This is a genomic window from Cognatiluteimonas lumbrici, assembly GCF_006476065.1.
Taxonomy (GTDB): Bacteria; Pseudomonadota; Gammaproteobacteria; order Xanthomonadales; family Xanthomonadaceae; genus Cognatiluteimonas; species Cognatiluteimonas lumbrici.
On the sequence record NZ_ML636798.1, the window covers coordinates 941,805 to 964,117 of the forward strand.

22 protein-coding genes and 1 pseudogene are annotated in these 22,313 nt (G+C 65.9%); 10 read left to right on the forward strand and 13 right to left on the reverse strand.

Annotated features, from left to right (window positions below):
* The 3 genes from E4F25_RS04650 (at position 1) to E4F25_RS04660 (ending at position 2,353) form a co-directional block, all read left to right on the forward strand.
* Positions 1–405, forward strand: coding sequence for a DUF3224 domain-containing protein (locus tag E4F25_RS04650; protein WP_246069753.1), 405 nt, complete (start codon positions 1–3; stop codon positions 403–405).
* A 181-nt stretch (positions 406–586) separates the two neighbouring features.
* The gene (locus E4F25_RS04655; RefSeq protein WP_140909046.1) at positions 587–1,774 is read left to right on the forward strand and encodes a hypothetical protein; all 1,188 of its coding nucleotides are present in this window, start codon (positions 587–589) and stop codon (positions 1,772–1,774) included.
* Between the two features lie 18 nt (positions 1,775–1,792).
* A complete protein-coding gene (locus E4F25_RS04660) occupies positions 1,793–2,353 on the forward strand; it encodes a DnrO protein (protein ID WP_140909047.1) in 561 nt (186 codons plus the stop codon).
* Positions 2,354–2,372: 19 nt separating this feature from the next.
* Here the strand turns inward: E4F25_RS04660 and E4F25_RS04665 are convergent, their stop codons facing one another.
* Positions 2,373–3,857 carry an amino acid permease gene (locus E4F25_RS04665; protein WP_140909048.1) on the reverse strand — a complete coding sequence of 495 codons (1,485 nt, stop codon included), beginning with the start codon at positions 3,855–3,857 and terminating at the stop codon, positions 2,373–2,375.
* Between the two features lie 2 nt (positions 3,858–3,859).
* Here E4F25_RS04665 and E4F25_RS04670 point away from each other — a divergent pair, with 2 nt between their 5' ends.
* The 3 genes from E4F25_RS04670 to bla all read left to right on the forward strand — a co-directional run bounded on the left by E4F25_RS04670 (position 3,860) and on the right by bla (position 5,556).
* Complete coding sequence (locus tag E4F25_RS04670) at positions 3,860–4,420, forward strand: gluconokinase (RefSeq protein ID WP_140909049.1); 561 nt, start codon at positions 3,860–3,862, stop codon at positions 4,418–4,420.
* A 64-nt stretch (positions 4,421–4,484) separates the two neighbouring features.
* The gene (locus E4F25_RS04675) at positions 4,485–4,658 is read left to right on the forward strand and encodes a DUF1328 domain-containing protein (protein WP_140909050.1); all 174 of its coding nucleotides are present in this window, start codon (positions 4,485–4,487) and stop codon (positions 4,656–4,658) included.
* Positions 4,659–4,716: 58 nt separating this feature from the next.
* On the forward strand, positions 4,717–5,556 hold the full coding sequence (bla, locus tag E4F25_RS04680) for a subclass B3 metallo-beta-lactamase (protein WP_140909051.1): 840 nt from the start codon (positions 4,717–4,719) through the stop codon (positions 5,554–5,556).
* Between the two features lie 15 nt (positions 5,557–5,571).
* On the opposite strand, the gene E4F25_RS04685 is transcribed toward bla, so the two are convergent.
* Both E4F25_RS04685 and E4F25_RS04690 read right to left on the reverse strand, forming a co-directional pair.
* The gene (locus E4F25_RS04685) at positions 5,572–5,898 is read right to left on the reverse strand and encodes a type II toxin-antitoxin system RelE/ParE family toxin (RefSeq protein WP_140909052.1); all 327 of its coding nucleotides are present in this window, start codon (positions 5,896–5,898) and stop codon (positions 5,572–5,574) included.
* On the reverse strand, positions 5,885–6,142 hold the full coding sequence (locus E4F25_RS04690; protein ID WP_140909053.1) for a type II toxin-antitoxin system ParD family antitoxin: 258 nt from the start codon (positions 6,140–6,142) through the stop codon (positions 5,885–5,887). Before E4F25_RS04690 ends, E4F25_RS04685 begins: the two co-directional genes overlap by 14 nt.
* A 138-nt stretch (positions 6,143–6,280) precedes the next feature.
* Here E4F25_RS04690 and E4F25_RS04695 point away from each other — a divergent pair, with 138 nt between their 5' ends.
* Together E4F25_RS04695 and E4F25_RS04700 are read left to right on the forward strand one after the other, a co-directional pair.
* Entirely contained in the window at positions 6,281–6,562 is a 282-nt protein-coding gene (locus tag E4F25_RS04695) for an AbrB/MazE/SpoVT family DNA-binding domain-containing protein (RefSeq protein ID WP_140909054.1), read from the forward strand.
* Entirely contained in the window at positions 6,559–6,915 is a 357-nt protein-coding gene (locus E4F25_RS04700; protein ID WP_140909055.1) for a PIN domain-containing protein, read from the forward strand. The genes E4F25_RS04695 and E4F25_RS04700 overlap by 4 nt, the downstream gene beginning before the upstream one ends.
* 19 nt (positions 6,916–6,934) lie before the next feature.
* Here E4F25_RS04700 and E4F25_RS04705 read toward each other — a convergent pair whose 3' ends face one another.
* The 5 genes and pseudogenes from E4F25_RS04705 to E4F25_RS04725 form a co-directional block, all read right to left on the reverse strand.
* Complete coding sequence (locus E4F25_RS04705) at positions 6,935–7,501, reverse strand: SH3 domain-containing protein (protein WP_140909056.1); 567 nt, start codon at positions 7,499–7,501, stop codon at positions 6,935–6,937.
* A gap of 125 nt (positions 7,502–7,626) precedes the next feature.
* Positions 7,627–8,265, reverse strand: coding sequence for a nucleotidyltransferase domain-containing protein (locus E4F25_RS04710; RefSeq protein WP_140909057.1), 639 nt, complete (start codon positions 8,263–8,265; stop codon positions 7,627–7,629).
* 46 nt (positions 8,266–8,311) lie between these two features.
* Positions 8,312–8,845 (reverse strand): DUF4199 domain-containing protein, encoded by a 534-nt coding sequence (locus E4F25_RS04715; protein ID WP_140909058.1) that lies wholly within the window; start codon positions 8,843–8,845, stop codon positions 8,312–8,314.
* Positions 8,846–8,891: 46 nt separating this feature from the next.
* On the reverse strand, positions 8,892–9,488 hold the full coding sequence (yczE, locus tag E4F25_RS04720) for a membrane protein YczE (RefSeq protein ID WP_246069755.1): 597 nt from the start codon (positions 9,486–9,488) through the stop codon (positions 8,892–8,894).
* A 2-nt stretch (positions 9,489–9,490) separates the two neighbouring features.
* Positions 9,491–10,398 (reverse strand): annotated as a pseudogene (locus tag E4F25_RS04725) (SOS response-associated peptidase family protein).
* Positions 10,399–10,641: 243 nt separating this feature from the next.
* Between E4F25_RS04725 and E4F25_RS04730 the strand changes: the two are divergent.
* Complete coding sequence (locus E4F25_RS04730; RefSeq protein ID WP_246069757.1) at positions 10,642–11,199, forward strand: hypothetical protein; 558 nt, start codon at positions 10,642–10,644, stop codon at positions 11,197–11,199.
* A 522-nt stretch (positions 11,200–11,721) separates the two neighbouring features.
* Here the strand turns inward: E4F25_RS04730 and E4F25_RS04735 are convergent.
* From E4F25_RS04735 to hutU, 5 genes are all read right to left on the reverse strand, one after another.
* Positions 11,722–14,817: a type I restriction endonuclease subunit R gene (locus E4F25_RS04735; RefSeq protein ID WP_140909060.1), complete on the reverse strand. Its 3,096-nt coding sequence runs from the start codon at positions 14,815–14,817 to the stop codon at positions 11,722–11,724.
* Positions 14,818–14,827: 10 nt separating this feature from the next.
* Positions 14,828–16,144 (reverse strand): restriction endonuclease subunit S, encoded by a 1,317-nt coding sequence (locus E4F25_RS04740; RefSeq protein ID WP_140909061.1) that lies wholly within the window; start codon positions 16,142–16,144, stop codon positions 14,828–14,830.
* Positions 16,141–17,220: a virulence RhuM family protein gene (locus E4F25_RS04745; protein ID WP_140909062.1), complete on the reverse strand. Its 1,080-nt coding sequence runs from the start codon at positions 17,218–17,220 to the stop codon at positions 16,141–16,143. The genes E4F25_RS04740 and E4F25_RS04745 overlap by 4 nt, the downstream gene beginning before the upstream one ends.
* Positions 17,217–19,403 carry a type I restriction-modification system subunit M gene (locus tag E4F25_RS04750; protein WP_140909063.1) on the reverse strand — a complete coding sequence of 729 codons (2,187 nt, stop codon included), beginning with the start codon at positions 19,401–19,403 and terminating at the stop codon, positions 17,217–17,219. Before E4F25_RS04750 ends, E4F25_RS04745 begins: the two co-directional genes overlap by 4 nt.
* 230 nt (positions 19,404–19,633) lie before the next feature.
* Positions 19,634–21,331, reverse strand: a complete 1,698-nt coding sequence (gene hutU / locus E4F25_RS04755) for a urocanate hydratase (protein ID WP_140909064.1) — start codon at positions 21,329–21,331, stop codon at positions 19,634–19,636.
* 198 nt (positions 21,332–21,529) lie between these two features.
* On the opposite strand from hutU, the gene E4F25_RS04760 reads away from it, so the two are divergent.
* Positions 21,530–22,261 carry a class I SAM-dependent methyltransferase gene (locus E4F25_RS04760; protein ID WP_140909065.1) on the forward strand — a complete coding sequence of 244 codons (732 nt, stop codon included), beginning with the start codon at positions 21,530–21,532 and terminating at the stop codon, positions 22,259–22,261.
* The last annotated feature ends 52 nt before the right edge of the window (positions 22,262–22,313 follow it).

A 22,313-nucleotide genomic window follows, 5' to 3' on the forward strand; every position in this document is an offset into this window, starting at 1 on the left:
ATGTCCATGCGCACCGCCAGCGGTACTTTCGATGTCCAGATCGCGCCGCAGCAGCCCGACAACCCGCAGGCCGAGGCCGCCGGCCTGGTTCGGCTGTCGCTGGACAAGCGCTACCACGGCCCGCTGGACGCCACCGCCCAGGGCGAGATGCTGGCGGACAGCGGCGGCGGCAAGAAGGACGGCGCCTACGTGGCGATGGAGCGCGTCACCGGCACGCTCGATGGCCGCAGCGGCTCGTTCGCGCTGGTGCACCGGGCGCTGCTGCGCGACAACGTGCCGCAGGAGTGGACCGTCACCGTGGTCCCCGGCTCGGGCACCGAGGCGCTGGCCGGGCTGGAGGGCTCGCTGCGGATCAGCGTCCGCGACGGCCAGCACCACTACGCGTTCGAATACCTGCTCGACTGATGGTTGGTGACGCCGAGGCGCACCGTCATCCCGGCCAAGTCCCTGTCGTCGACGAACCGGTAGTCCCCCAGGCCCTCGCACTGACGCCCGCCGGAAGTCAGCCCCCCGTTGACCCAGGTCAGGACGCCGCGCGCGTGCCGGGTGCATCCTAGGCGCGTCCCCCAGTGCGTGGAGCACGCCAATGCCGCCTCCAGTAGCTGTTCGCCCGCGACCGCCAGCGCGATGCAAGCTCCTTGCCGGACTGCTGGCAGCCGGCGGCCTCGCCACTACCTTCGGCGCGGCCGCCCAGTCCGCGGACCCCTCCGGCTGGCAATTCAGCGGCGACCTGCGCGGCGGCTGGTTCGCCAGCGAGCGCACCGCGCGCGACGGCAGCGAGAGCGAGCAGGATGCGTTCAACGCGCGCCTGCGGCTGGCCGCCGAACGCAGCCTCGACGAGCGCTGGCGGGTGCGCGCGCGGGTCGCGGGCCGCTTCAGCAGCGACCAGGACGGCACCGACGTCTACCTGCGCGGCTACGCCCCGACCCGCAGCGGCGCCGCCTTCGGCGACGTCACCCTCGACGAGGCCTACCTCGGATACCAGGCGCCGGAGGATGGGTTGCGCATGAAGCTCGGCCGCTTCCAGACCGCGTTCGCCCTGCCCGGCGTGGCCTCGAAGGGCCTGGACCGCAACGACAGCCCGAACATCGACGTGCAGTGGACCGACGGCGTGCACCTCGACATGCCGGTCGCCGGCGACTGGCGTGCGCACCTGATCGGCCAGTATCGCCACCGCAAGGGCAGCGGCGGCGTCGCCCACGCACCGCTGGACTTCAGCGACGACGGCAGCCGCGCCACGCTGTTCCTCGGGCTGGAGAACAAGCAGCGCGTCGGGCCGGTCACCCAGCGCATGCTGTCGCTGACCTGGATGCCGGACAGCCTCGCCGACCGCGGCCTGGCCGATCCCTCGCGCTCGGACTACGTGGCCGTGGATGCGCGCATCGCCGCCGAGTGGCCGCTGCGCGAGGGCGGGCCGCGCTTCGTCGCCGGCGCCGAGGTCGGCTACGCGCTGGAGACGCCGCTGGACAGCGCCACCGACACCGGCGGTGCCGGCGAGACCGGCGGCTTCGCCTGGCAGGTGCTGGCCAGCGTCTACGACTTCGCGCCGAAGCACCACATCGGGATCGCGGTCGGCAGCGCCGACGCCGGCTGGCTGCTGTCGCCCGACTACCGTCCAAACGACCGCTCGGCCGAGATCCGGTACCAGTGGCAGTTCCTGCCGAAGACCTCGATGGAGGCGCGCTTCCGCGAGCGCACCGAACTCGAACATCCGCTCGGCACGCGCCCGCGCGTGGACCGCGATGTCTACGTGCGCATCACCCACAAGTTCTGATCCGTCCAGGAGGACACCATGAAGCTGAAGCAGACTTCCCTCGCGCTGGCGCTTGCACTGGCCGTGGGCGCGCTCGCGTCCGGTTGCACGCAGCAGCCGGCGGCCACGGACGCCGATGCGGTCGCCGAAGCCGGCGCCACCCATGATGCCGCGGACGCCCATGCCGGCGCCGACGCGCACGCCGATGCGGACCATGCGCACGCCATCGCGAATGCCGGCGGCACCGACTTCCCGGTCCCGGCCAACCATGTGCGCTGGACGCCGGACGCGCCGCTGATGGAAGGCATGTCGCGCGTGCGCACGGCGCTCGCCGGCCTGGAAGCCGAGTCGCACCCGACCGATGCCACCATCGCGGCGCTGGCCGCCGACATCGATGCCGCGGTCGCGTACATGTTCGCCAACTGCAAGCTGCCGACCGAGCCGGACATCGCGCTGCACGCGATCCTCGCGCGGCTGATGGCCGGCAGCGAGGCGCTGAAGGCGAATCCGTCCGACGCCTCGCCGGTGGCCGACATGCACGCTGCGTTGCACAACTACGCGGAACTGTTCGACGATCCGGCCGGCGGCCCGGGCACCTGAGGCCCGGGGTGCTTTCCGGCTACGGCCGCTGCCGCCCGACCCGCGAGCGGCGCCGACCGTAGGCGAAGTAGATGACCATGCCAGCCGCCAGCCACACCGCGAAGCGCACCCAGGTCAGCGTGGTCAAGTTGAGCATCAGGTAGAAGCACAGCAGCGCCGAGGCGATCGGCAGCACCGGTACGAACGGCACGCGGTAGGCGCGCGGCAGGTCCGGGCGCTTGCGCCGCAGCACCACCACGCCAATGCTGACCAGCACGAACGCCGACAGCGTTCCGATGTTGATCATCTCCTCGAGGATCTCGACCCGGGTGAAGCCGGCCAGCAAGGCCACCACCACGCCGCACAGCACCTGCAGCCGCACCGGCGTCCTGCGGGTGTCCGAGGTGACGCTCAGCCAGCGCGGCAGCAGGCCGTCGCGGCTCATCGCAAGCAGCACCCGCGCCAGCCCCATCAGCAGCACCATGATCACCGTGGTCAGGCCGACCAGGATGCCGACCGAGATCACCTGCGCCGCCCACTCCGCGCCGACCGCGATGAAGGCGGTCGCCAGCGAAGGATTCTCGGCCGCGGCCAGCACCGTGTACGGCACCATCCCGGTCAGCGCCAGCGACACCAGCAGGTAGAGCGCGGTGACCAGCGCCAGCCCGCCGAAGATCCCGCGCGGCAGCGTCTTCTGCGGATCCTTCACCTCCTCCGCGGAGGTGGCGACGACATCGAAGCCGATGAAGGCGAAGAACACCAGCGCCGCGCCCGACAGCACACCGGCGACACCGTACTTCGCCGGCACCGCGCCGGTGGCCCACGAGAACAGCGACTGCGACCAGACGTCGGCGTCGGTGCCCGCCGTTGGCGCCGACGGCGGAATGAACGGCGTGAAGTTCTCCACCCGCAGGTAGGTGAAGCCGACCACGATCACGAACAGCACGATGCCGACCTTGATCACGGTGAACACGTTGTTGACCCGCGCCGACAGCTTGGTGCCCTGCACCAGCAGCGCGGTGAACACCGCGACGATGAACAGCGGCCCCCAGTCCATCGCCAGCCCGAACACGCCGATGGTGGTCGGGATGTGCACGTCGAACAGGTCGAACACCGCCGCGAGGTAGATGCCCCAGTACTTGGCGATCACCGCGGCCGCGGTCAGCAGCTCCAGGATCAGGTCCCAGCCGATGATCCAGGCCAGGAACTCGCCGAGCGTGGCGTAGGTGTAGGTGTAGGCGCTGCCCGCGACCGGGATCGACGAGGCGAACTCCGCGTAGCACATGATCGCCAGCGCGCAGGTCAGCGCCGCCAGCACGAACGACAGCGTGGTCGCGGGCCCGGCGAAGTCGCCCGCCGCGCGCGCCCCGACCGAGAAGATGCCGGCGCCGACCGCCACTGCCACACCGAGGATCATCAGGTCCCAGGCACTCAGTGAACGCTTGAGCTGGTGCCCCGGCTCGGCGGCATCCGCAATGGACTGTTCGATGGTCTTGGTGCGGGCCAGGCTGTGGAGGAAGCTCATCGATGTTTCCGATCACCGGGCCCAACGCCGTCCGTCCTTACTCTACTCCCATGGCCAGCAGCCCCAGCGCCATCGTCGTGATCGGAGTCGCCGGCAGCGGCAAGACCACGGTCGCGCGTGAACTCGCCGCGCACTTCGGCTTCGAATTCCTGGACGCCGACGACTTCCACTCGGCCGATGCCCGGTCTGGCATGGCGGCCGGAATTCCCCTGACCGACAGCGAGCGTGAACCGTGGGTCCAGACCCTGGCGGATGAACTGCGCCGCCATGCGCGATCAGGGCGCTCGACGGTCCTCGCCTTCTCGGGACTGCGCGCCGCGCACCGGCAACGCCTGCGCGACAGCGGCGTGCCGCTGCGCTTCGTGTACCTGCAGGCGCCGCCGCACGTGATCGCGGGGCGGCTGGCCACCCGCAACGACCACTTCATGCCGCCCGAACTGCTCGCCAGCCAGCTCGATGCGCTGCAGGTCCCCGACCACGAGCCCGACGTGCTGGCGCTAAACACCGACCGCCCCCTCGCCGAGGTGGTCGAGCGCGCGGTGGCGGCGTTGTCCGCGTCGTAGCGCCTTCACCCGGATGCGACCCGCCGGTTCCTACCGTGGAACCAGACCTTCGCGGAGCCACGCCATGATCAAGTGGGCCATCATCTTCGCCATCATCGGGCTGGTCGCCGGGCTGCTCGGCTTCACCGGGCTTGCCGGCGCCGCCATGGGCATCGCCAAGTTCCTGTTCTGGGCCGCGGTGATCATCGCGATCATCCTGTTCGTGCTGGGGATGACGGTGTACAAGAAGCTCACCTGAGCGTCGGAAGGGCGGCCACCGGCGTTACCCTAGCGGGATCGCCACCGGACGCCGCCCGATGCCCAGGACACTGATTCTCGCCGCCCTGCTCGCCACCGCTTTCCCCGCCGCTGCCGCCGATCCGGTATTGCCGCAAGCCGAGGCCTACACCACGCCCGACAGCTGGCGGCAACCGGTAGCGCCGGTGCGGATCGCCGACCACACCTGGCACATCGGAACCGCCGACCTCACCGCACTGCTGGTGGTCACCGACGACGGCGCCATCCTCATCGACGGAGGCCTGCCGCAGGCAGCCGACATGCTGCTGTCGAACATGCAGCAGCTTGGCGTCGCTCCGGACGACCTGAAGTTGATGCTCTCCACCCAGGCCCACGGCGACCACGTCGGGCCGTTCGCCGCGGTCAAGCGCGCCACGGGCGCCCGCGTGCTCGCCAGCGCCGAGTCCGCCTGGCTGCTGGCGCACGGCGGCAGCGACGACATCCACTTCGGTGACCGCATCCTCTACCCGCCGGTGCAAACCGACCGCATCGTGCGCGACCGCGAGGTCGTCGAACTCGGCGGCATGCAACTCACCGCCCACTCCATGCCCGGCCACACCCCGGGCAGCACCGCCTGGACCTGGACCGACACCCGCGACGGCCAGCCCGTGCGCATCGCCTACGTGGACAGCCTGACCGCCCCTGGCTACCAACTACGCGACAACCCGCGCTACCCGCGCCTGGCCGAGGACTTCGCCCGGACGTTCGACGTCGTGCGCGCCCTGCCCTGCGACGTGCTCATCACCCCGCACCCGGACTTCAGCGGCTGGGACTTCGCCGATACGAAGAACCCGCATCCGCAACCGAAGAGCTGCAAAGCGTATGCGGATGCGGCGGAGAAGGCGCTGGACCTGGAGTAGGTACGCGCCGACCTGCTAGCGATCGTCCGCCATCAATGCGTCCAGGCCACGCGCCGCGTTCCAGATGCGAAGGACCTCCACGTGGTCCGGAAGCTCGATGTAATACACCAGGTACGTCTCGAACCCGCGGACCGGGAAGAACCGGAGGGGCTCAGGCAGGTCCGGCATGACTCGTTCGTGTCGAGGTGAACCGGACGCCGGGTAGCGACCGATCAGTTCCAGCGTGACATGCCCCTGGGCAAGGAATCGCTCGCCCAACGCCAGGCCGCCTTTCCGCGCGTGCCACCGCGCGCCCTCGGCAACGTCACGCCTGGCGGCCGGGCGCCACTCAATCGGCTTCACGGGCCGCGTGTTCGCGCAATTCCTTGCGCATCTGCTCGAAGGTTTGCTTCGTCACCGGCTCGGCGGGCCCGGAGGCCAGGCCCTCGGCAATCAGCCGGCGTAGCAGCTCTTCGGCCTTGGCCCGCTGGCGCTGGCGGATCAGGTCACGCATGTAATCCGAGGTGCTGGCGTACCCACCCTCGCGGACTTCCTCGTCCACGAACCGCTTCAGCTGATCCGGCAGGGACATGTTCATGGTGGCCATTGGGACACCTCATGGCAAAGATTGCCATCAGGGTGCGCCGCGGCTGCCCGTCAGTCAAATCCGCATGGCTCTTCCGCCTTGCGGCCTCAGGCGGCGTGGCGTACGGTAAGGATTCCTTACCCTGTCGTCGCCCCGGCCATGCTCGCCAAGCTCACCAGCAAGAACCAGCTGACGCTGCCCAAGGCTGCCGTCGAAGCTGCCGGCAACCCCGAGTACTTCGAGATCGAGGTCCGCGCCGGGCAACTGGTGCTGACCCCGGTGCGCATCCAGCGCGCCGACGCCGTGCGTGCAAAGCTCGCCGAACTCCGGTTGGGAGACGACGATCTTGCCGAGGCGGTGGCCTGGGCCCGTCGTACCGAAGGCCGGCGCGTCGCGGAGCCCAAGGCCGGCTACAAGCCAGTGCGCAAGCGCAAGCCGTGACCGGCCGCGCACGCGGTGCCCCGCGCTGGGTCCTCGATACCAATGTCGTCCTGGCGGCACTGGTGAGGCCGGGCGGCACGTGCGGGAAGCTGCGACTCGCGTGGCAGTCGCGTTTGCTGATTCCGTTGGCGAGCAGCGAGACGATCGCGGAACTCGTCCGCGTACTGGCCTATCCAAAGTTCCGGCTGGCACCCGAAGAACAACAGGACCTCCTTGCCGACTACCTGCCCTGGGTGGAAGCAGGCAACGCCGAGGCACTCGTGACCGGAGACGCGGACCTGCATGCGGCCACTCCGTTACGGGGCGTCGAGATCATCACGCCGTCGCAGGCGATCGGGCGCCTGTCCGATTAGCGCGGATGGACTGACCCGCTCAGGGGCAGGTCGTGACCTGGTTGGCGCAGGTGCCGGTGGTCCAGCCGCGCACCTCGCGGCCGAGCAGCGTGCCCTCGAGCGAGACCCAGTCGCCGCGGCAGTCGAGCAGGCGGGTGACCACCGTCGAGTCGGAGCCCCACAGCACACCGTCCTCGTCCAGCGCCGCCAGCTTCGCGACGACGGCCGCCTCGCCCGACGGCTCCGCGTACAGGTGCACGTGGTTGAGCACCAGCCCGAGGTACTCGCCGGAGACCCAGCCGTCGCCCTTGAACACGATGCTCGGCAGCGCGTCGAGGATCGGGTTGTCGGCCATGGCCAGCGACACGCGGAACCAGCCGTCGCGCGCCTCGGTGATCGTCAGCGTGACGCGGAAGGTGAACCCCGCGAACTCGATCGGCGCCGGCATTGTGGTGATGACCGGCGTGTCCGCGCCCGGGCCGGCATGGATGCGGCGCTCGGCCGGGGTGGTGCCGGTGGACCAGGCCTCGAGGGTGCAAGGTGTCGGCTCGGCGGCCTGGGCGCCGAGGGCGAGGACGAGGGCTAGCGCGCAGGAGAAACGTTTCATGGGAGTGATTGATCCTCCGGACGCATACCCGTCCTTACGGAAAGCGACCCTCCGGAGTGCCTAAGGCCGGTGCCTATTCATGATGCGTCCAGCGCAGCCGCGACCGCCTCGCAAGCCGAGGGTTCTCAAGCGCCGAGGTCACCCTCGCCTCCGATCACCCACAGCTTGGGTTGCTCCAGCACGCGCACCACGAAGGCGTTGTCGGCCTCGACGCGCTTGCGCAGGTCGGCCCGCGAATAGATGGCGGGATTGATGTCGCGACCGAGCTGTTCGATCAAGGGATGCAGTGCGCCCACGACATCGGCGTACGTCAGCTCATCGGAAACCAGGAACAGATCGATGTCGCTCGCGGCCGTGTCGCTGCCCTTCGCCACCGATCCGTAGACGAACGCAACCTTGATCCGGCTCGCCAAGGGTGCCAGCGCCCCCTGTAGCGGCGCCACCAGGCCGAACGTCTTGCGGACGATGCCGACCAGTTCGTGGTGGATCGGGCTGTCGGGATTTGCGCTGTAACGCTTCTGGTTGCCGAGCTGCTCGGAGACCAGCAGGCCACTGCCGGCGAGCCGTGCGATCTCGCGTTGGACCGCACCGCTGCCGGCACCCGTGGCCTGGATCAGTTCGCTGACGCTCAACGCCCGCCCCGGCTGGCAGAACAGCAGCGCCAGCACGCGCTGCTGGGTCCGGGTGAACAGTGCGTCGGACAGGCTGGCGCTGGCATAGAGTGCCGCCGCCTCACTGACGCACTTGCCTGCTGTCTTGCCCATATCGGGCACGATAATGCCCAGAATGGGCGCAATTCCCCGGTGCCGCTCAGCGCCGCGCTGGCAGGAACCGCGGATTCCGCAGCAGCGCCGCCGAGACCAGCGAGACCAGCACGCTGACCGGGAAGATCTCGACGAAGGTCATGGGCATGCGGAACATCGGGTTGGCGTACTGGACCTTCAGGGCCTCCATGTCCGCCGCGAGCTTGGCCAGGGCCGCTTCGGTGGCGCCCTCGGCGCGGGCCTGCTCGAGCATGGCGTTCGAATAGGACGCGATGAAGTCCATGTCGGTGATCGCCAGCACCGCTTCCCAGGCGACTACGTAGAACACGCCGGCGATGAAGCTGATCGCCAGGCCCATGCCGATGGCCGGCCAGAACCCGATCACCCCGCCCCGGTCCACGTCGCGGTGGCGCTTGATGCCGACGAACACCGCGCTGAGCGCGACCAGCATGCCGGCATAGCCGATGACCATGCCCCAGGGCATCGGCGGCATGTCGCCGAAACCGAGGAACGTGGCGAACATGACGGCGGCCACGACCAGGCCGGCGATCACGCCGTACTTCACGATGGTGTTGAACATGGAGCTCCCCCTTTTGCGGTCAATCTGATCCCCGCCTGCGGCCCCGTCAAGCGCGCACGGGTGGCCGCCCGTCGAACCACGGCAGCATCGCCTGGATCAACGGCCCGATCAGCAACACGTAAGCCACCGTGCCGAGGCCCAGGGTACCGCCGAGCAGGAAGCCCGTGACCAGCACGCTGCCTTCGATCAGCGTGCGCACCAGGCGCACCGAACGGCCTGTCCTGCGCACCAGGCCGGTCATCAGCCCGTCGCGCGGGCCGGGGTCGAGATGTGCGCCCAGATAGGCCGCCGTCGCCGCGCCATTGAGCACGATCCCACCCGCCAGCAAAGCCGCCCGCAGCGCGAGCGGCGCATCGAGCAGGCGATCGCCGATCCAGCCGTTGACGAGGTCGAACACCAGCCCGATCACCACCGCATTGCACAAAGTGCCGAAGCCCGGCTTCTGTCGCAGCGGGATCCAGACCAGCAGGACCACGCAGCTCACCGCGATGGTGACGCGACCCATCGGCCAGCCGCCCTGCAGCGAAAGCCCCTGGTGCAGCACGTCCCACGGCATCAGGCCCAGACCGGACCGCAGCATCATCACCATGGACACGCCGTAGGCGATCAATCCAAGGAACAGCTTGAGCAGGCGGGAGGGCACGCTCAGGCTGCCATTCGGTGCTCGTAGTACGGGTGCCGCCGGTCGTCGAAGATCGCGTAAAGCGCCGCGAGGTTGCCCGGCTCCGGGTTCAGCCAGGCGTCGATGTGCTCGGGCTTGATGTTGATGACGGTGCGGTCGTGGCCGGCGGCGGCGACCTCGGGTTCGGGCTCGTCGGTGATGGCGGCGAACGACAGCAGCTCCGGCTCGCCCGCGCCACTGGTCCAGCGCGACCACAGGCAGGCGATCAGCATCTCCGAACCGTCGCGCGGGGCGAACTCGAGGATGACGTTTTCTTCCTGCTCGCCCTCGCCCAGCTCGCGGCCCTCCATCCGGTGGCGCGACACGTTCTCGTAGAAGCGCGAGGCGACCATCAGCCCGTGGGTCAGGCCGAACGCGTCCTTCCAGAACCCCTCGAGGTTGTCGCGGCGGGCGTTGTAGGTGCCCGGGAACTTGCGGTCGAAGAACGCCGGCTTGCCCGCCGGCCGGCACTGGTAGCGCATCGGCTTGACCACCCGGCGGCCGCCTTCCCACACCAGCACCGGCGCATGCATGCCGGGGAAGATGCGGCTGTCGCGCGGCTCGGGGCGGGTGCGACGCAGGTCCGCGAGCTTGCCCAGCGCCCAGTCGATCTTCGAGGTGGCGATCCGCCGGTCCTCCAGCGCCTTCTTCGTGGTCTTCGTCTGTAGGGTGCGCCCGCCTCGGCGTCATGCGCGTCGATCAGCGCCTTGATCTCGCGCTCCCAGTCGCTGGCCGGGACCATGAACGCGGCGTCCATGCCCTTGGGGATCTTGGCGCCGCTGCCGTGGGCGCGGTCGATGTACAGGCGCACGAAGGTGGCGATGTCGATGTCGGCGCCGAAGGCGCGGACGTAGCGCTGGTAGCTGGCTTCTATTTGGGCGGAGTAGCACATGGGGGTCAGCCTACCGAGGCCGCAAGCGACAGGAAACGATGCTTCGCGCTACCAGTTACTTTCGCGCATGCGCGTATTGCTTTATGCACGACATTGGGTTACTATGCTGGAAACCGGCTAGGAGCATCCCCTATGGCGTTCAGAGCAGACGAAGCGGCACGACTCGGGTATGAGCATGCCGAGGCGTATCTCGTGCCCAGCCCCCGGGACGTCAGCGAGCCGACCAGGGCTCGAGCTAAAGAAGTGCTTCTGGACCTCGTTGACGAACTCGGCCCCGTGGTCGATGCCTATCCCAGTTGGCATCCGTTGGTGACGCATCATGACAGCCGCACCCCGGTTACAACCCCCACCGACAGATGTGGATACCAGGGGCTTGATCACACCATTTGCTTCGCGAACGGATTCGTTACATGCCCATATGGCGATGGGCAAGAAGTGATCGACTCTGTCGCTACGCTCCCGCATAGCAGCATTGCGGAAATTACTGCCGAACGATTGGATGTCACCTTCTACAACGAAGCCGCAACAAGCATTCTCGTCAGGTGCAACTGGCAGAGGCCGTTGGAGGCTGGCGGCCTGATTCCTTTGGCGCTTGCCGTTCCTCTGATTCTGGAAAAGGAACTACCCTGTTGGCGCTGGTCGGAGGTCGCAGAAACGTGGGAAACAATGCGCCCGTATCTTATTGGCAGGCCCCACGGGAGCCGGTCTTCACTGTTCGTAAGTCAGGAGACCGGGCAAGCAATCAAGAAGTTGTGGAACGCACTGATCTACACGGGAATGTTCGGCCCGATCAAAGTTTAAAACGGGCGCTATCGAGCGCCCATCTCCGCTAGATAGCCGCGAGCTGAGCTCAACGATCCCCGGGGGAGTCATTGGAGGTTGAGCGCGAAGCGAAACGTGCGCCGACGTACCCTGACGTGCCGAGTACAGTTCCAACGATGATGATGATTAAGAAGGAAGAGTCGTGCATACCGAGGTCACCGGTCAGACCGAAAACCGCAGCAACCCCGACCACCCCGTAGCCGCAGAACCTCAACCACTCCTTTACCTTTGCAGACATTGGACCGCTCCCCGTTATGTAAAGCGGAGCATACACCTGAGCAGCCACCTCACTTAGAGGTCGGCCTTCCTCTCTCCAAGCGTTCGACCCTCTCGCCATCTTCGAGGGAAAGGAGCAGGTCGACGAGGTGTTCCATAGTCGCGCGTAGGAGGCCCATGCCCGCGGAACAGTGCGTAGCTGAGAGTTCCGAGCAACCCTTCGATGGTCACGTGCAGCTCATCGCACTCAGCCGGCAGCAGTGTCGATGATTTGAGGGGAGTTGTTCACGGCAATCCCTGCCCCTGTTCTTCCTTTTCCAAGCCCGGCAGGCGAAGGCGCTCAAAGATTTCGAACGCCAAATGCTCACTGGCCGCGGATCGGAACTGCCGGTCCGTCATCACCCGCGAGAAGATCTCCTCGTTCCCGTCCATTCGCTCGATGAACAGCTCATCCAGCACGCGCTCGAGGTACGCGGTGAAGTCGGTGAGGTTGTTGGCCTTCGCCGCTTCCTGGATGGTCTCGCTCGCCTCGGCCGATACCCGGATCTGGTCGAAGAACAGCTGATCGGCCTCGGTGAAGTCAGTGCCGAATCGCTCGTTGAGCTTCTCCACGAGACTGGACAGCGCGACATCCTGGTCCGCCACTGCTGCGGTGCCGACGTCGGTCGGTCCCTTCAGGGGGTAGGCCTCACCCTTGCCCAGGTCGATCGACCCATCGGTGATCTGCTGCATCCGGAAGTAGCGCAGGCTGACCTCGTCCTCAAGTACGAACGGGCCGCCGTCGTCGACAGGAGGCAGCTTGGCAATCAGGTTGCGCACGAAGGCGTACAGCTTCTCCAGGTCACTGTCCTGGTAGGGAATGATCTGCGACAGGAACGCGTACAGGTTGCGGTACGCCGTCAGCAGGCCGCGGAACTCCTCGCGCTCCTTCTCATCCTTTTGCCGGAAGCCCTCGACCACCGTGTCCAACACCGCGTTCATCTGCTTGTGGTCGTTGCCCGTCGGCTCGCGGCGCGGACGGTACCAGGCCTGGGCAAACTGATCGACGTCGGACTGGGTGAAGATGGCCGGCGCCAGCAGCTTGTGCTGCAAGGCCGACAGCTTGTGCGGATCGGCGTTCTCGCCGATGGGCGTGCTTTCGTAGTAAGGCTTGAAGGCCTTGTGAATGTCCTCTTCCTTGTTGACGAAGTCGAGGACGAAGGTGCGTTTCTTCCCCGGCGCCATCCGGTTGAGCCGCGACAGCGTCTGCACCGCCTGCACGCCGGCCAGTTTCTTGACCACGTACATGGTCTGCAGCAATGGCTGGTCGAAGCCGGTCTGGTACTTCTCGGCCACCAGCAATACGCGGTAGTCGTCGCGCTCGAAGGCCTCCGGCAGCTCGCTTTCGGCGAGGCCGTCGTTCATCGCCACCTCGGTGTACGAGGCACCCGGATCGTCCGGATCCTCCACCGTGCCGGAGAACGCCACCAGCGAGCGGATGCCGTCGTACCGGTTCTCCTTGATGTAGCGATCGAAGGCCAGCTTGTACTTCACTGCCGCCAGCCGCGAACCGGTCACCACCATTGCCTTGGCGCGGCCGCCCAGCTCGTGCAGCACGTGCAGGCGGAAGTGCTCGACGATCACCGACACCACCTGCTCGATGTTGACCGGGTGCAGCTCCATGTACCGGGTCAGCGCCTTGGCCGCCTGCTTGCGTGGAACCTCCGGGTCGTTCTCCACCTGTTTGATCAGCCCGAAAAAGCGCTTGTAGGTGGTGTAGTTCTCCAGCACGTCCATGATGAAGCCTTCCTCGATGGCCTGACGCATGGAGTACTCGTGGAACGGCGACTCGCCGCTCGGCCCCGGTTCGTCGAACAGCACCTTGGTCTTGAACTTTGGCGTGGCGGTGAAGGCAAAAAAGCTCAGGTTGGGCTGGCGTGCGCGTTGCTTCGCGTCACGCAGGATTGCCGCACGGGCCGCCTCGTCCAGGTCCTCGTCCTCCTCGTCCGAAAGCTGCGCGGCCACCGCCGCCTCGATGCCGTCGCGATTGAGCATGCCGCGCAGGGCCATCGCGGTTTCCCCGCTCTGCGACGAGTGCGCCTCATCCACGATCACCGCGAAGCGCTTGCCGGCGGTGTCGATCTTCACGTCTTCGCCGGCCTGCTCCAGGCGCTGCAAGGCTCGGGCGATGAAGGGGAACTTCTGGATCGTGCTGATGACGATCGGCGTGCCGGTGGAGAGCGCACGGGCAAGCTGTCGGGTGTCCTCGTCAATCTTCTCCACCACGCCGGTCTTGTGCTCGAACTGGTAGATGGTGTTCTGCAACTGCTGGTCGAGCACCCGGCGGTCGGTGACCACCACCACCGAATGGAATACCTTGTCGTCCCTGGCGTCGTGCAGGCTGGCGAGCCGGTGCGCCAGCCAGGCGATGGAGTTGGACTTGCCGGAGCCGGCCGAGTGCTGGACCAGGTAGTTGTGGCCGGAACCGTGTGCCTGTGCATGGCCCACCAATCGACGCACCGCGTCGAGCTGGTGATAGCGCGGGAAGATCATCGTCTCCTTGCGGATCGTGCGCACGCCCTTGTCGGACTTCACCTGGCGCTCCTTTACCTCCAGGTGCATGAAGCGCTGCAGGATGTCGAGCAGGCTGTCGGCGGCCAGCACCTCGTCCCACAAGTAGTGGGTCTTCCAGTTGCCTTCCACCGGCGGATTGCCGGCACCGTGGTTGTAGCCGCGATTGAACGGCAGGAACACCGTGTCCCTGCCCTTGAGCCGGGTGGTCATCCACGCCTCGTCCGGGTCCACGGCGAAATGCACCAGCGCCCGCTGCTTGAACGCGAACAGCCGGTCGCGCTCGTCGCGGTCGTGCTGGTACTGGTGGATGGCGTGGCTGGCGCGCTGGCCGGTCAGCGGGTTCTTCAGCTCCACCGTGGCCACCGGCAGGCCGTTCACGGCCAGGGTGACATCGATGATGCAGCGCCGCGGCTTGCCGTCCGGGCGCTTGAGCACAGAGATGAAGGCGACCTGCCGGGTGATGGTGAGGCGGTTGTGCGCGTACTTCGCCGCTGCCTCCGGGTTCATGCCCGAGTTGGGGCGGAAGTACGCCAAATGGAGCGTCTTGCCGTAGCACTTGAAGCCGTGGCGCAGCACGTGCAATGTGCCCTTGGTCTCCAGCTCCTTGACCAGCGCATCCAGAACCGTGGCCTCGGTCCGGGCGCCTAGCAGGCCTTCCAGGTGCTCCCAGCGCGCGGGCTGGCTGTCGCGGATGAAGCCGATGACGTCGACCGGGAACAGCGCCATCGCTTCGTCGAAGTCAGTGGCAGCACGCTTCTGGTAGCCGCCAGCGCCCAGCAGCCCGGCCTCGATGGCGGTTTCGAAGGCGTATTCGGTATGGCCGGGCATGCGGATTCCCCTATCCGTTGAGTTCCGGGACTTGGCCGGTGACGGCGGCGGTAATGAGTGAAGTCCTGTAGGAGCGCAATGTTTCCGTCGATTCACTTACCTTCGCGTGCACTGCGTCCAGATCATTCAAGGCTGCAAAAACATACTTCGAAATCTGCTGCTGCTCATCCACACCGGGAAGGCAGATTCTCAACCCGGCCGCAATTCCCTGGTAGATGGTCTTATGGGTCGATCCGTTAGTGCTCAGCTCGAACTCGTCCGTCATTGCCCTGAAAAGAAGTAGCAAATACTCAGGTGTCAGATTTGGACCGCAAACCCAGTTCCAGAAGTCCTGACTGGTTGCCATGGGAACCGGCATGATCCCTGAGAACCCTACGGAAGCCGTACGGGACAGGATCACCGTGCCCACCGGGAGGAGTTCAGCCGCCGAGTTGGCCAAGCCCAGCTCGCTGATTCGTTCTGACGTTTCTCCCAGATACCAGCGCCTGCCATCACGAATCTGCCACACGTCGGCCAGCGTGAACCACGGAATAGTGCACTCATCCCAATACTCGGGAACTGACCTCGATGGCGTATGGCCGGTCTTCATCATGGCGAAGCGCCGAATGTTCCCTGATTGCCAATGTGCAGGAATTTGCTCGACCCAATCGAGGCCCGATGGCTTCATCGGAACATCCGGGTTCAAGCCTTGGGTGACGGCACGGGTGATCAGGGCCTGACGCTTCTCGGCCAGCCGCTCCAGCAGCACCTGCTTCTTCTCGATCAGGGCATCGATGCGCGCGGTCTTCTCGTCCAGGAAGCGGGCGATGCGTTGCTGGACTTCGATCGGAGGAACAGCCACCAAGGCATTCTTGAGTGGGTACTGGCCAAGACCGAACCTTGTGACGCCATTTGAGCCCAGTTTGAACTGGTCGTTCAGCGCCGCTGAGCGGCATAGCCATGCGAGATAACCACCATCCAGTTCCGGACCCGGGTCCAGAATCGACAGGTGGTATCCGCACACTACGCCCGGCATGTCCTCAGCAACGAAAGCAGGTACACCAATGTCCTGCCAACTCTCACTGTCTTTCGTCAACAGAACCTGTCCAGATTTCAGAGAGAATCTGGCCAGCTCCGCATCGGACGCGGAGCCTTCCATGAAGTCCATGTCCGACGTAATGCGGTCGTTGTAATAGACATCAGTGTAATTGCATAGCCGTACTGGTACCTCGCCCTCTGAGATCACCTTGTCGACGTTGCTGTTTCTAACTTCGGCGAAGAACTTGAGCCGCTCTATCCGCCAACCAACAGGCAATCTTCCATAGGAATTGGCCGGATCAAAGCTCATTCATCAGCTCCCGGCTTCCGCTTGCGTTTTTGCGGATCCTTGGCAGGGCTCTTCACAAGTGACGATTTCAGTGATTCAGCCGCACTCCGCAAATCCTCCACATACCGCGCCTCCGCCGCCTGCTCGGCTTCCAGGCGCCGCCGTTCGGAAAACTCGTCGTACTGGCGCTGCGCCCACTCCAGTGCATCGGCGTGCCTGACCTTACCGGCGTTGTCCAACACCGGCAGTTCGGTATCGCGCAGAAACTTGTCGAGGAAGCCGTCCCAGTCGGCCAGGCGGATGTCCTGCCGGCGCATGGCGCGGAACTCGGCTTGGTCCAGGAACATGACGGTGATGCGGTTGAGGACGTCGATTTCCTGCGCGTCCAGGTAGTTCTTGGCGGTGCCCACGTCCTGCTTGAGCACGCGGCTGCCCTTCCAGGTGTTCAGGCCCATGTTGGGCAGGGCGGCATCGGCGCGGCGGCGCAAGATCTCGGCCGCGGTCAGGCCGGTGGCGGCGTAATGCACCTTGTTCTGCATGATGGCGAAGAAGCGCTGGGTGGCCTGCTCGCCCTCGCGGTAGTCCACGGCCAAGGCGAAGATCTCGCGGATGCGCTGATAGACCCGAGCCTCGCTGGCGCGAATGTCGCGGATGCGGGCCAGCAGCTCGTCGAAGTGGTCGACGGGGCTGCGGTTGCCCTTTAGCCGCTCGTCGTCCAGCGCGAAGCCCTTCACCAGGTATTCGGCCAGACGGGCCGTGGCCCACTGGCGGAACTCGGTGCCGCGGTTGGAGCGCACCCGGTAGCCGACGGCGAGGATGGCTTCCAGGCTGTAGTGATCCACGTCGCGGCGCACGCTGCGGGCACCTTCCATCTGAACTATTCGGAACTTCCGAATGGTTCGTTCAGGGTCGATCTCACCCTCCTTGTAGACGGTGGACAGGTGCTCGTTGACCGTCGGGACCGAGACGCCGTAGAGCTCGGCGATCTGGCGCTGGGTCAACCAGACGGTTTCGCCGGTCAACAGGACGCGGATGCCATCTCCGCCCGGGTAGATCAGCAGTTCGCCTTCCGCGGCGGGCGTGAGGTCCTTGCTCATGCCATGAGTCCTTGCAACAGGTCGGCGATCTCGCCCTCCAGCTGTCGGATATCGGCCTCGATCTCCGGAAGCGGGCGCGGCGGCTTGTAGACGTAGAAGTGCCGGTTGATCGGGATCTCGTAACCCACCTTGGTCTTGCCGTAGTCCACCCAGGCATCGCGGACGTGCGGAAGGACTTCGCGTTCCATGTAAGCGTCGATGGTTCCGCGGAATGCTTCGATCAGCCGTTCATTGGGCTTGTCCGGACCGAAGTCCATCGGCAGCGGCAGTTCGGTGCCCGGTGGCAGCGGAATGTTCTCGGTGTCGCGCAGCTCGCTATCGGGCTCGGGGCGGCCCTTGGCGTCACGGCAGATCTCCGCCTTCGGATCACGCTCGCCCAGGGCAGCGAAGATCGCTTTCCTGATGGGAGCTGCGATCTTGACGCCGTTCTTTTTCGCCGCTTTGGTCAGGTCGGCATCGAACGCCTTGCGATCGCGATAGCACCCCTTCGGCTCCAGCGTCGCCAGCAGGCTTCGAATCTCCTCCTGCTGGGCCTTGCCCTCGGCAACTTCCTTTCGTGCCGCCTTTTCGTCTTTCCGCTTCTTCGAGGCGGCCAGGTTGGCGAAGGCCGACTGCTCATCAAGCCGCGCGAGGCGCTCGGGTGTGCATGCGAAGTTCATCCGCAGTGGCCGCTCGACCGTCACTTTCAGGAAGCCGAACTCGTGATTGTCGAAAATGCGCGAGACAACGCGGGTCTCGTTTTCGCCGGTCTTGTGGTCAATGACAACCTCAGCCGTCTCGCCGTCCTGATTGTTGCCATAGATACGCGTGAGCGCATCGATCTGCTCATCGGAGATTTCGTTGCGCTTGTTGTTGAGGCTCTTCTTCATCTTGCGGAAGAAGCGTGTACCGTCGATCAGCTGCACCTTGCCGCGGCGCTCGGCCGGCTTGCGGTTGGTCACCAGCCAGACGTAGGTGTAGATGCCCGTGTTGTAGAACAGCTGGTCCGGCAGGGCGACGATGGCATCCAACCAGTCGTTCTCGATGATCCAGCGCCGGATGTTGGACGGGCCGGAGCCAGCGTCCCCTGAGAACAGGGGCGACCCGTTGAAGACGATGGCGATCTTCGATCCCGGCTTGTCCTCGTTGCCGGCCTCGTGCGGAAGCATCTTGGCGATCATGTGCTGCAGGAACAGCAGCGAGCCGTCGTTGATCGCCGGCAAACCGGCACCGAAGCGGCCTGAGAACCCGAGCCTCTTGTGCTCGTTCTCGACGACGGCCTTCTGGTCCTTCCATTCCACTCCGAACGGCGGATTGGCCAGCATGTAGTGGAACTGCCTGCCTTCGAATCCGTCCTTGGTCTTGCCGTCACCAAGGGTGTCGCCGAGGACGATGCTGCTGGTGTCCTCGTCCTTGATCAGCATGTCGGAGCAGCAGATCGCCCAGGACTCGTCGTTGTACTCCTGGCCGTAGAGCGCAAGGTTGGCGTTGGCATTCTGGGCCAGGATGAACTTCTCCGACTCCGACAGCATGCCGCCGGTGCCGCATGTGGGGTCGTAAATGGTGCGGAAGATGCCCGGCTTGTATACGTCCTGCTCGCCGGTATAGACGAGATTGGCCATGAGCCGGATGACTTCGCGCGGAGTGAAGTGGTCGCCGGCCTCCTCGTTGGCCTGCTCGTTGAAGCGCATCACTAGATGCTCGAACAGATAGCCCATCTGCAGGTTGTCGATGCGGTCGGGGTGGAGGTCCAGCGCCGCCATCGCCTTGACGATGGTGAAGAGGCGGTTGCTGTTGTCCAGCTTCTCTATCTGGGTTTCGAACTTGAAGCGTTCGAAAATCCTTCGGGCGGTCTCGGAGAAACCGTTGATGTAGTCGACCAGGTTGGGAGCGATGTTCTCCGGGTCGTCCAGCAGTTTGGCGAACGTATAGCGGCTGGTGTTGTACAGCGGGTACTTTCGGTCCTTGTCGGCCGCCTTGCCCAACAGCTTCCTCATCGCCTTCTCCGGCGTGCCCTTGGCGATGAGCTTCTCGTGCTGCTTCAGTACCGCTTCCTTGGTGGGCTCCAAAACGCAGTCGAGTCTGCGCAGAACGACCATCGGCAGCATGACCAACCGGTACTGCGGCGGACGATAGGGCCCGCGCAGGCGGTTGGCGATCTCCCAGATTTTCCCTTTGAGTTCTTCGTGAGTGTTGATGTTCATTCGTCCCTTTGGACCTTCTTTTTTGGGCCGAGGGAGCGAAGGACGTCCCTCTTCTGTTCTGGGGTCATCTTCGTCCAGGCGACGATAGTCTTCACTGGCTTATGAATCGCGGCTGGGCGAATGGGGGCCAACTTTTTTCAGCGTCCCCATGCCGTTGAATCAACCGCAGAGCATCACCGTTCACTGGGCGTGCCTTGAGGAAGCCGAGGCGAGCCAACGCCCCCCCTCGCCTATTGCGCTTGGCCATTCTTCTCCATCGGCAACTTCAACCCCATCTCCCCCGCACACTCCCGGGCGATGTCGTAACCCGCATCCGCATGCCTCATAACCCCAGTCCCCGGGTCATTCCAAAGCACCCGCGCAATCCGCCTGTCGGCGGCCTCGGTACCATCGCACACGATCACCACGCCGCTGTGCTGGGAGTACCCCATCCCCACGCCCCCACCATGGTGTAACGACACCCAGGTGGCGCCACCGGCCACGTTGAGCATGGCGTTGAGCAGCGGCCAGTCGGAGACGGCGTCGCTGCCGTCCTTCATCGCCTCGGTCTCGCGGTTCGGAGAGGCCACCGAGCCGGAGTCGAGGTGGTCGCGGCCGATCACCACCGGCGCCTTCAGCTCGCCGTTGCGCACCATTTCGTTGAACGCGAGGCCGAGCTTGTGGCGCTGGCCGAGGCCGACCCAGCAGATGCGCGCGGGCAGGCCCTGGAAGCTGATGCGTTCGCGCGCCATGTCCAGCCAGTTGTGCAGGTGCTTGTCGTCGGGGATCAGTTCCTTGACCTTGGCGTCGGTCCTGTAGATGTCCTCGGGGTCACCGGACAGCGCGACCCAGCGGAACGGGCCGATGCCGCGGCAGAACAGCGGGCGCACGTACGCGGGGACGAAGCCCGGGAAGTCGAACGCGTTGCTGCAGCCTTCGTCGAAGGCCATCTGCCGGATGTTGTTGCCGTAGTCGAAGGTCGGGATGCCCATCGCCTGGAACGCGAGCATCGCCTCGACGTGCACGCGCATGGACTTCTTCGCTTCGTCGCGCACGCGCTGCGGGTCGGTCTTCTGCGCGTCCAGCCACTGCTCGACGGTCCAGCCGATCGGCAGGTAGCCATGCACCGGGTCGTGCGCGGAGGTCTGGTCGGTCACCGCGTCCGGGCGCACGCCGCGCTTCACCAGCTCCGGCAGCACCTCGGCGGCGTTGCCGAGCAACGCGATGGACTTGGCTTCGCCTGCCTTGGTGTACTTCTCGATCCGCGCCAGCGCGTCGTCGAGGTCGCTGGCCTGCTCGTCCACGTAGCGGGTCTTGAGGCGGAAGTCGATGCGCGACTGCTGGCACTCGATGTTGAGCGAGCACGCGCCGGCCAGCGAGGCCGCCAGCGGCTGCGCGCCGCCCATGCCGCCCAGGCCGGCGGTCAGGATCCACTTGCCGGTGAGGTCGCCACCGTAATGCTGGCGGCCCATCTCGACGAAGGTCTCGTAGGTGCCCTGCACGATGCCCTGCGAACCGATGTAGATCCACGAGCCGGCCGTCATCTGGCCGTACATCATCAAACCCTTCTGATCCAACTCGTTGAAGTGCTCCCAGGTGGCCCAGTGCGGCACCAGGTTGGAGTTGGCGATCAGCACGCGCGGGGCGTCGGCGTGGGTGGGGAAGATGCCGACCGGCTTGCCGGACTGCACCAGCAGGGTCTCGTCGTCGCCCAGGGTCTTCAGCGACTCGATGATCGCGTCGTAGCACTCCCAGTTGCGCGCGGCGCGGCCGATGCCGCCGTAGACCACCAGCTCCGCGGGGTTCTCGGCCACTTCCGGGTCCAGGTTGTTCTGGAGCATCCGGAACGGGGCCTCGGTGAGCCAGGAGCGGCAGGTGAGCTCGGGGCCGCGGGGGGCGCGGATGGTGCGGGAGGGGTCGAGGCGGGAGGGGTTGTTGCGGGTGGGCATGCCGGAACCTGATGGTGCGTGGAGTCCCATTATGCCGCGCCCCTCATCCGTCCCTTCGGGTCACCTTCTCCCCGCTCGCGGGGAGAAGGGAGGGCGCGGGGTTCTCCCCGCTCGCGGGGAGAAGGGAGGGTGCGGGTTCTCCCCGCGGGTGGGGAGAAGGGATAGGCTTGGGGGTCCCTGCCACAGGAGGCTGTTGCCATGAAGTGGACCCTTTCCCTCGTGCTTGCGCTTGCCGCGGCCCCGGCCGCCGCGCAGGCGCCCGATGTTCCCGATTACGTGTCTGCCGCGGTTGCCGATCCGGTGCGGGCGGAGGACGCGAAGGACGATGATCGCCGCCACATCGCGGAGATCATGGCGTTCTCGGGGGTGAAGCCCGGCGACACCGTGCTCGAGCTGGTGCCGGGCGGTGGCTACTGGACCCGCGTGTTCAGCGCCATCGTCGGCGCGGACGGCAAGGTCTATGCCGCCGTGCCGGCGCCGATGGAGAAGTATTCGGAGAAGACCAAGGGGCTGCCCGATGAACTCGCCAACGTCGAGTTGCTGATGCAGCCGGCCGACGCGCTGTCGGCGCCGACGCCGGTGGACGTGGTGTTCACCGCGCAGAACTACCACGACTACCCGCTCGACTTCATGGGCCCGACGGACCCGGCCGTGCTCAACAAGGCGGTGTTCGAGGCGCTCGAGCCGGGCGGCGTCTACATCGTCATCGACCACAGCGCCGAGGACGGTTCCGGGCTGCGCGACGCCGATGCCCTGCACCGCATCGACCCGCTGCTGGTGCGGCAGCAGGTCGAGGCCGCGGGCTTCGAATTCGTGGGCGAAAGCGAGGTGCTGCGCAACGCCGGCGACGACCGCACGCTGAAGGTCTTCGACCCGTCGGTGCGCGGGCACACCGACCAGTTCGTCTACAAGTTCCGCAAACCCGACTGACCGCCGCTCCTACAGGTGTCATGGGGGCTGGTTATCATCGGAGGCATGAAGC

Excerpts from the sequence above, each read along its gene's own strand:
- E4F25_RS04715 (WP_140909058.1), bottom strand. The coding sequence starts at position 8,845 with ATGTTCAACACCATCGTGAAGTACGGCGTGATCGCCGGCCTGGTCGTG.
- E4F25_RS04690 (WP_140909053.1), bottom strand. The coding sequence starts at position 6,142 with ATGGCCACCATGAACATGTCCCTGCCGGATCAGCTGAAGCGGTTCGTG.
- E4F25_RS04695 (WP_140909054.1), top strand. The coding sequence starts at position 6,281 with ATGCTCGCCAAGCTCACCAGCAAGAACCAGCTGACGCTGCCCAAGGCT.
- E4F25_RS04710 (WP_140909057.1), bottom strand. The coding sequence starts at position 8,265 with ATGGGCAAGACAGCAGGCAAGTGCGTCAGTGAGGCGGCGGCACTCTAT.
- E4F25_RS04660 (WP_140909047.1), top strand. The coding sequence starts at position 1,793 with ATGAAGCTGAAGCAGACTTCCCTCGCGCTGGCGCTTGCACTGGCCGTG.
- E4F25_RS04665 (WP_140909048.1), bottom strand. The coding sequence starts at position 3,857 with ATGAGCTTCCTCCACAGCCTGGCCCGCACCAAGACCATCGAACAGTCC.
- hutU (WP_140909064.1), bottom strand. The coding sequence starts at position 21,331 with ATGCCCACCCGCAACAACCCCTCCCGCCTCGACCCCTCCCGCACCATC.
- E4F25_RS04735 (WP_140909060.1), bottom strand. The coding sequence starts at position 14,817 with ATGCCCGGCCATACCGAATACGCCTTCGAAACCGCCATCGAGGCCGGG.
- E4F25_RS04745 (WP_140909062.1), bottom strand. The coding sequence starts at position 17,220 with ATGAGCAAGGACCTCACGCCCGCCGCGGAAGGCGAACTGCTGATCTAC.
- E4F25_RS04675 (WP_140909050.1), top strand. The coding sequence starts at position 4,485 with ATGATCAAGTGGGCCATCATCTTCGCCATCATCGGGCTGGTCGCCGGG.
- E4F25_RS04750 (WP_140909063.1), bottom strand. The coding sequence starts at position 19,403 with ATGAACATCAACACTCACGAAGAACTCAAAGGGAAAATCTGGGAGATC.
- E4F25_RS04705 (WP_140909056.1), bottom strand. The coding sequence starts at position 7,501 with ATGAAACGTTTCTCCTGCGCGCTAGCCCTCGTCCTCGCCCTCGGCGCC.
- E4F25_RS04740 (WP_140909061.1), bottom strand. The coding sequence starts at position 16,144 with ATGAGCTTTGATCCGGCCAATTCCTATGGAAGATTGCCTGTTGGTTGG.
- E4F25_RS04670 (WP_140909049.1), top strand. The coding sequence starts at position 3,860 with ATGTTTCCGATCACCGGGCCCAACGCCGTCCGTCCTTACTCTACTCCC.
- E4F25_RS04650 (WP_246069753.1), top strand. The coding sequence starts at position 1 with ATGTCCATGCGCACCGCCAGCGGTACTTTCGATGTCCAGATCGCGCCG.
- bla (WP_140909051.1), top strand. The coding sequence starts at position 4,717 with ATGCCCAGGACACTGATTCTCGCCGCCCTGCTCGCCACCGCTTTCCCC.
- E4F25_RS04760 (WP_140909065.1), top strand. The coding sequence starts at position 21,530 with ATGAAGTGGACCCTTTCCCTCGTGCTTGCGCTTGCCGCGGCCCCGGCC.
- E4F25_RS04655 (WP_140909046.1), top strand. The coding sequence starts at position 587 with ATGCCGCCTCCAGTAGCTGTTCGCCCGCGACCGCCAGCGCGATGCAAG.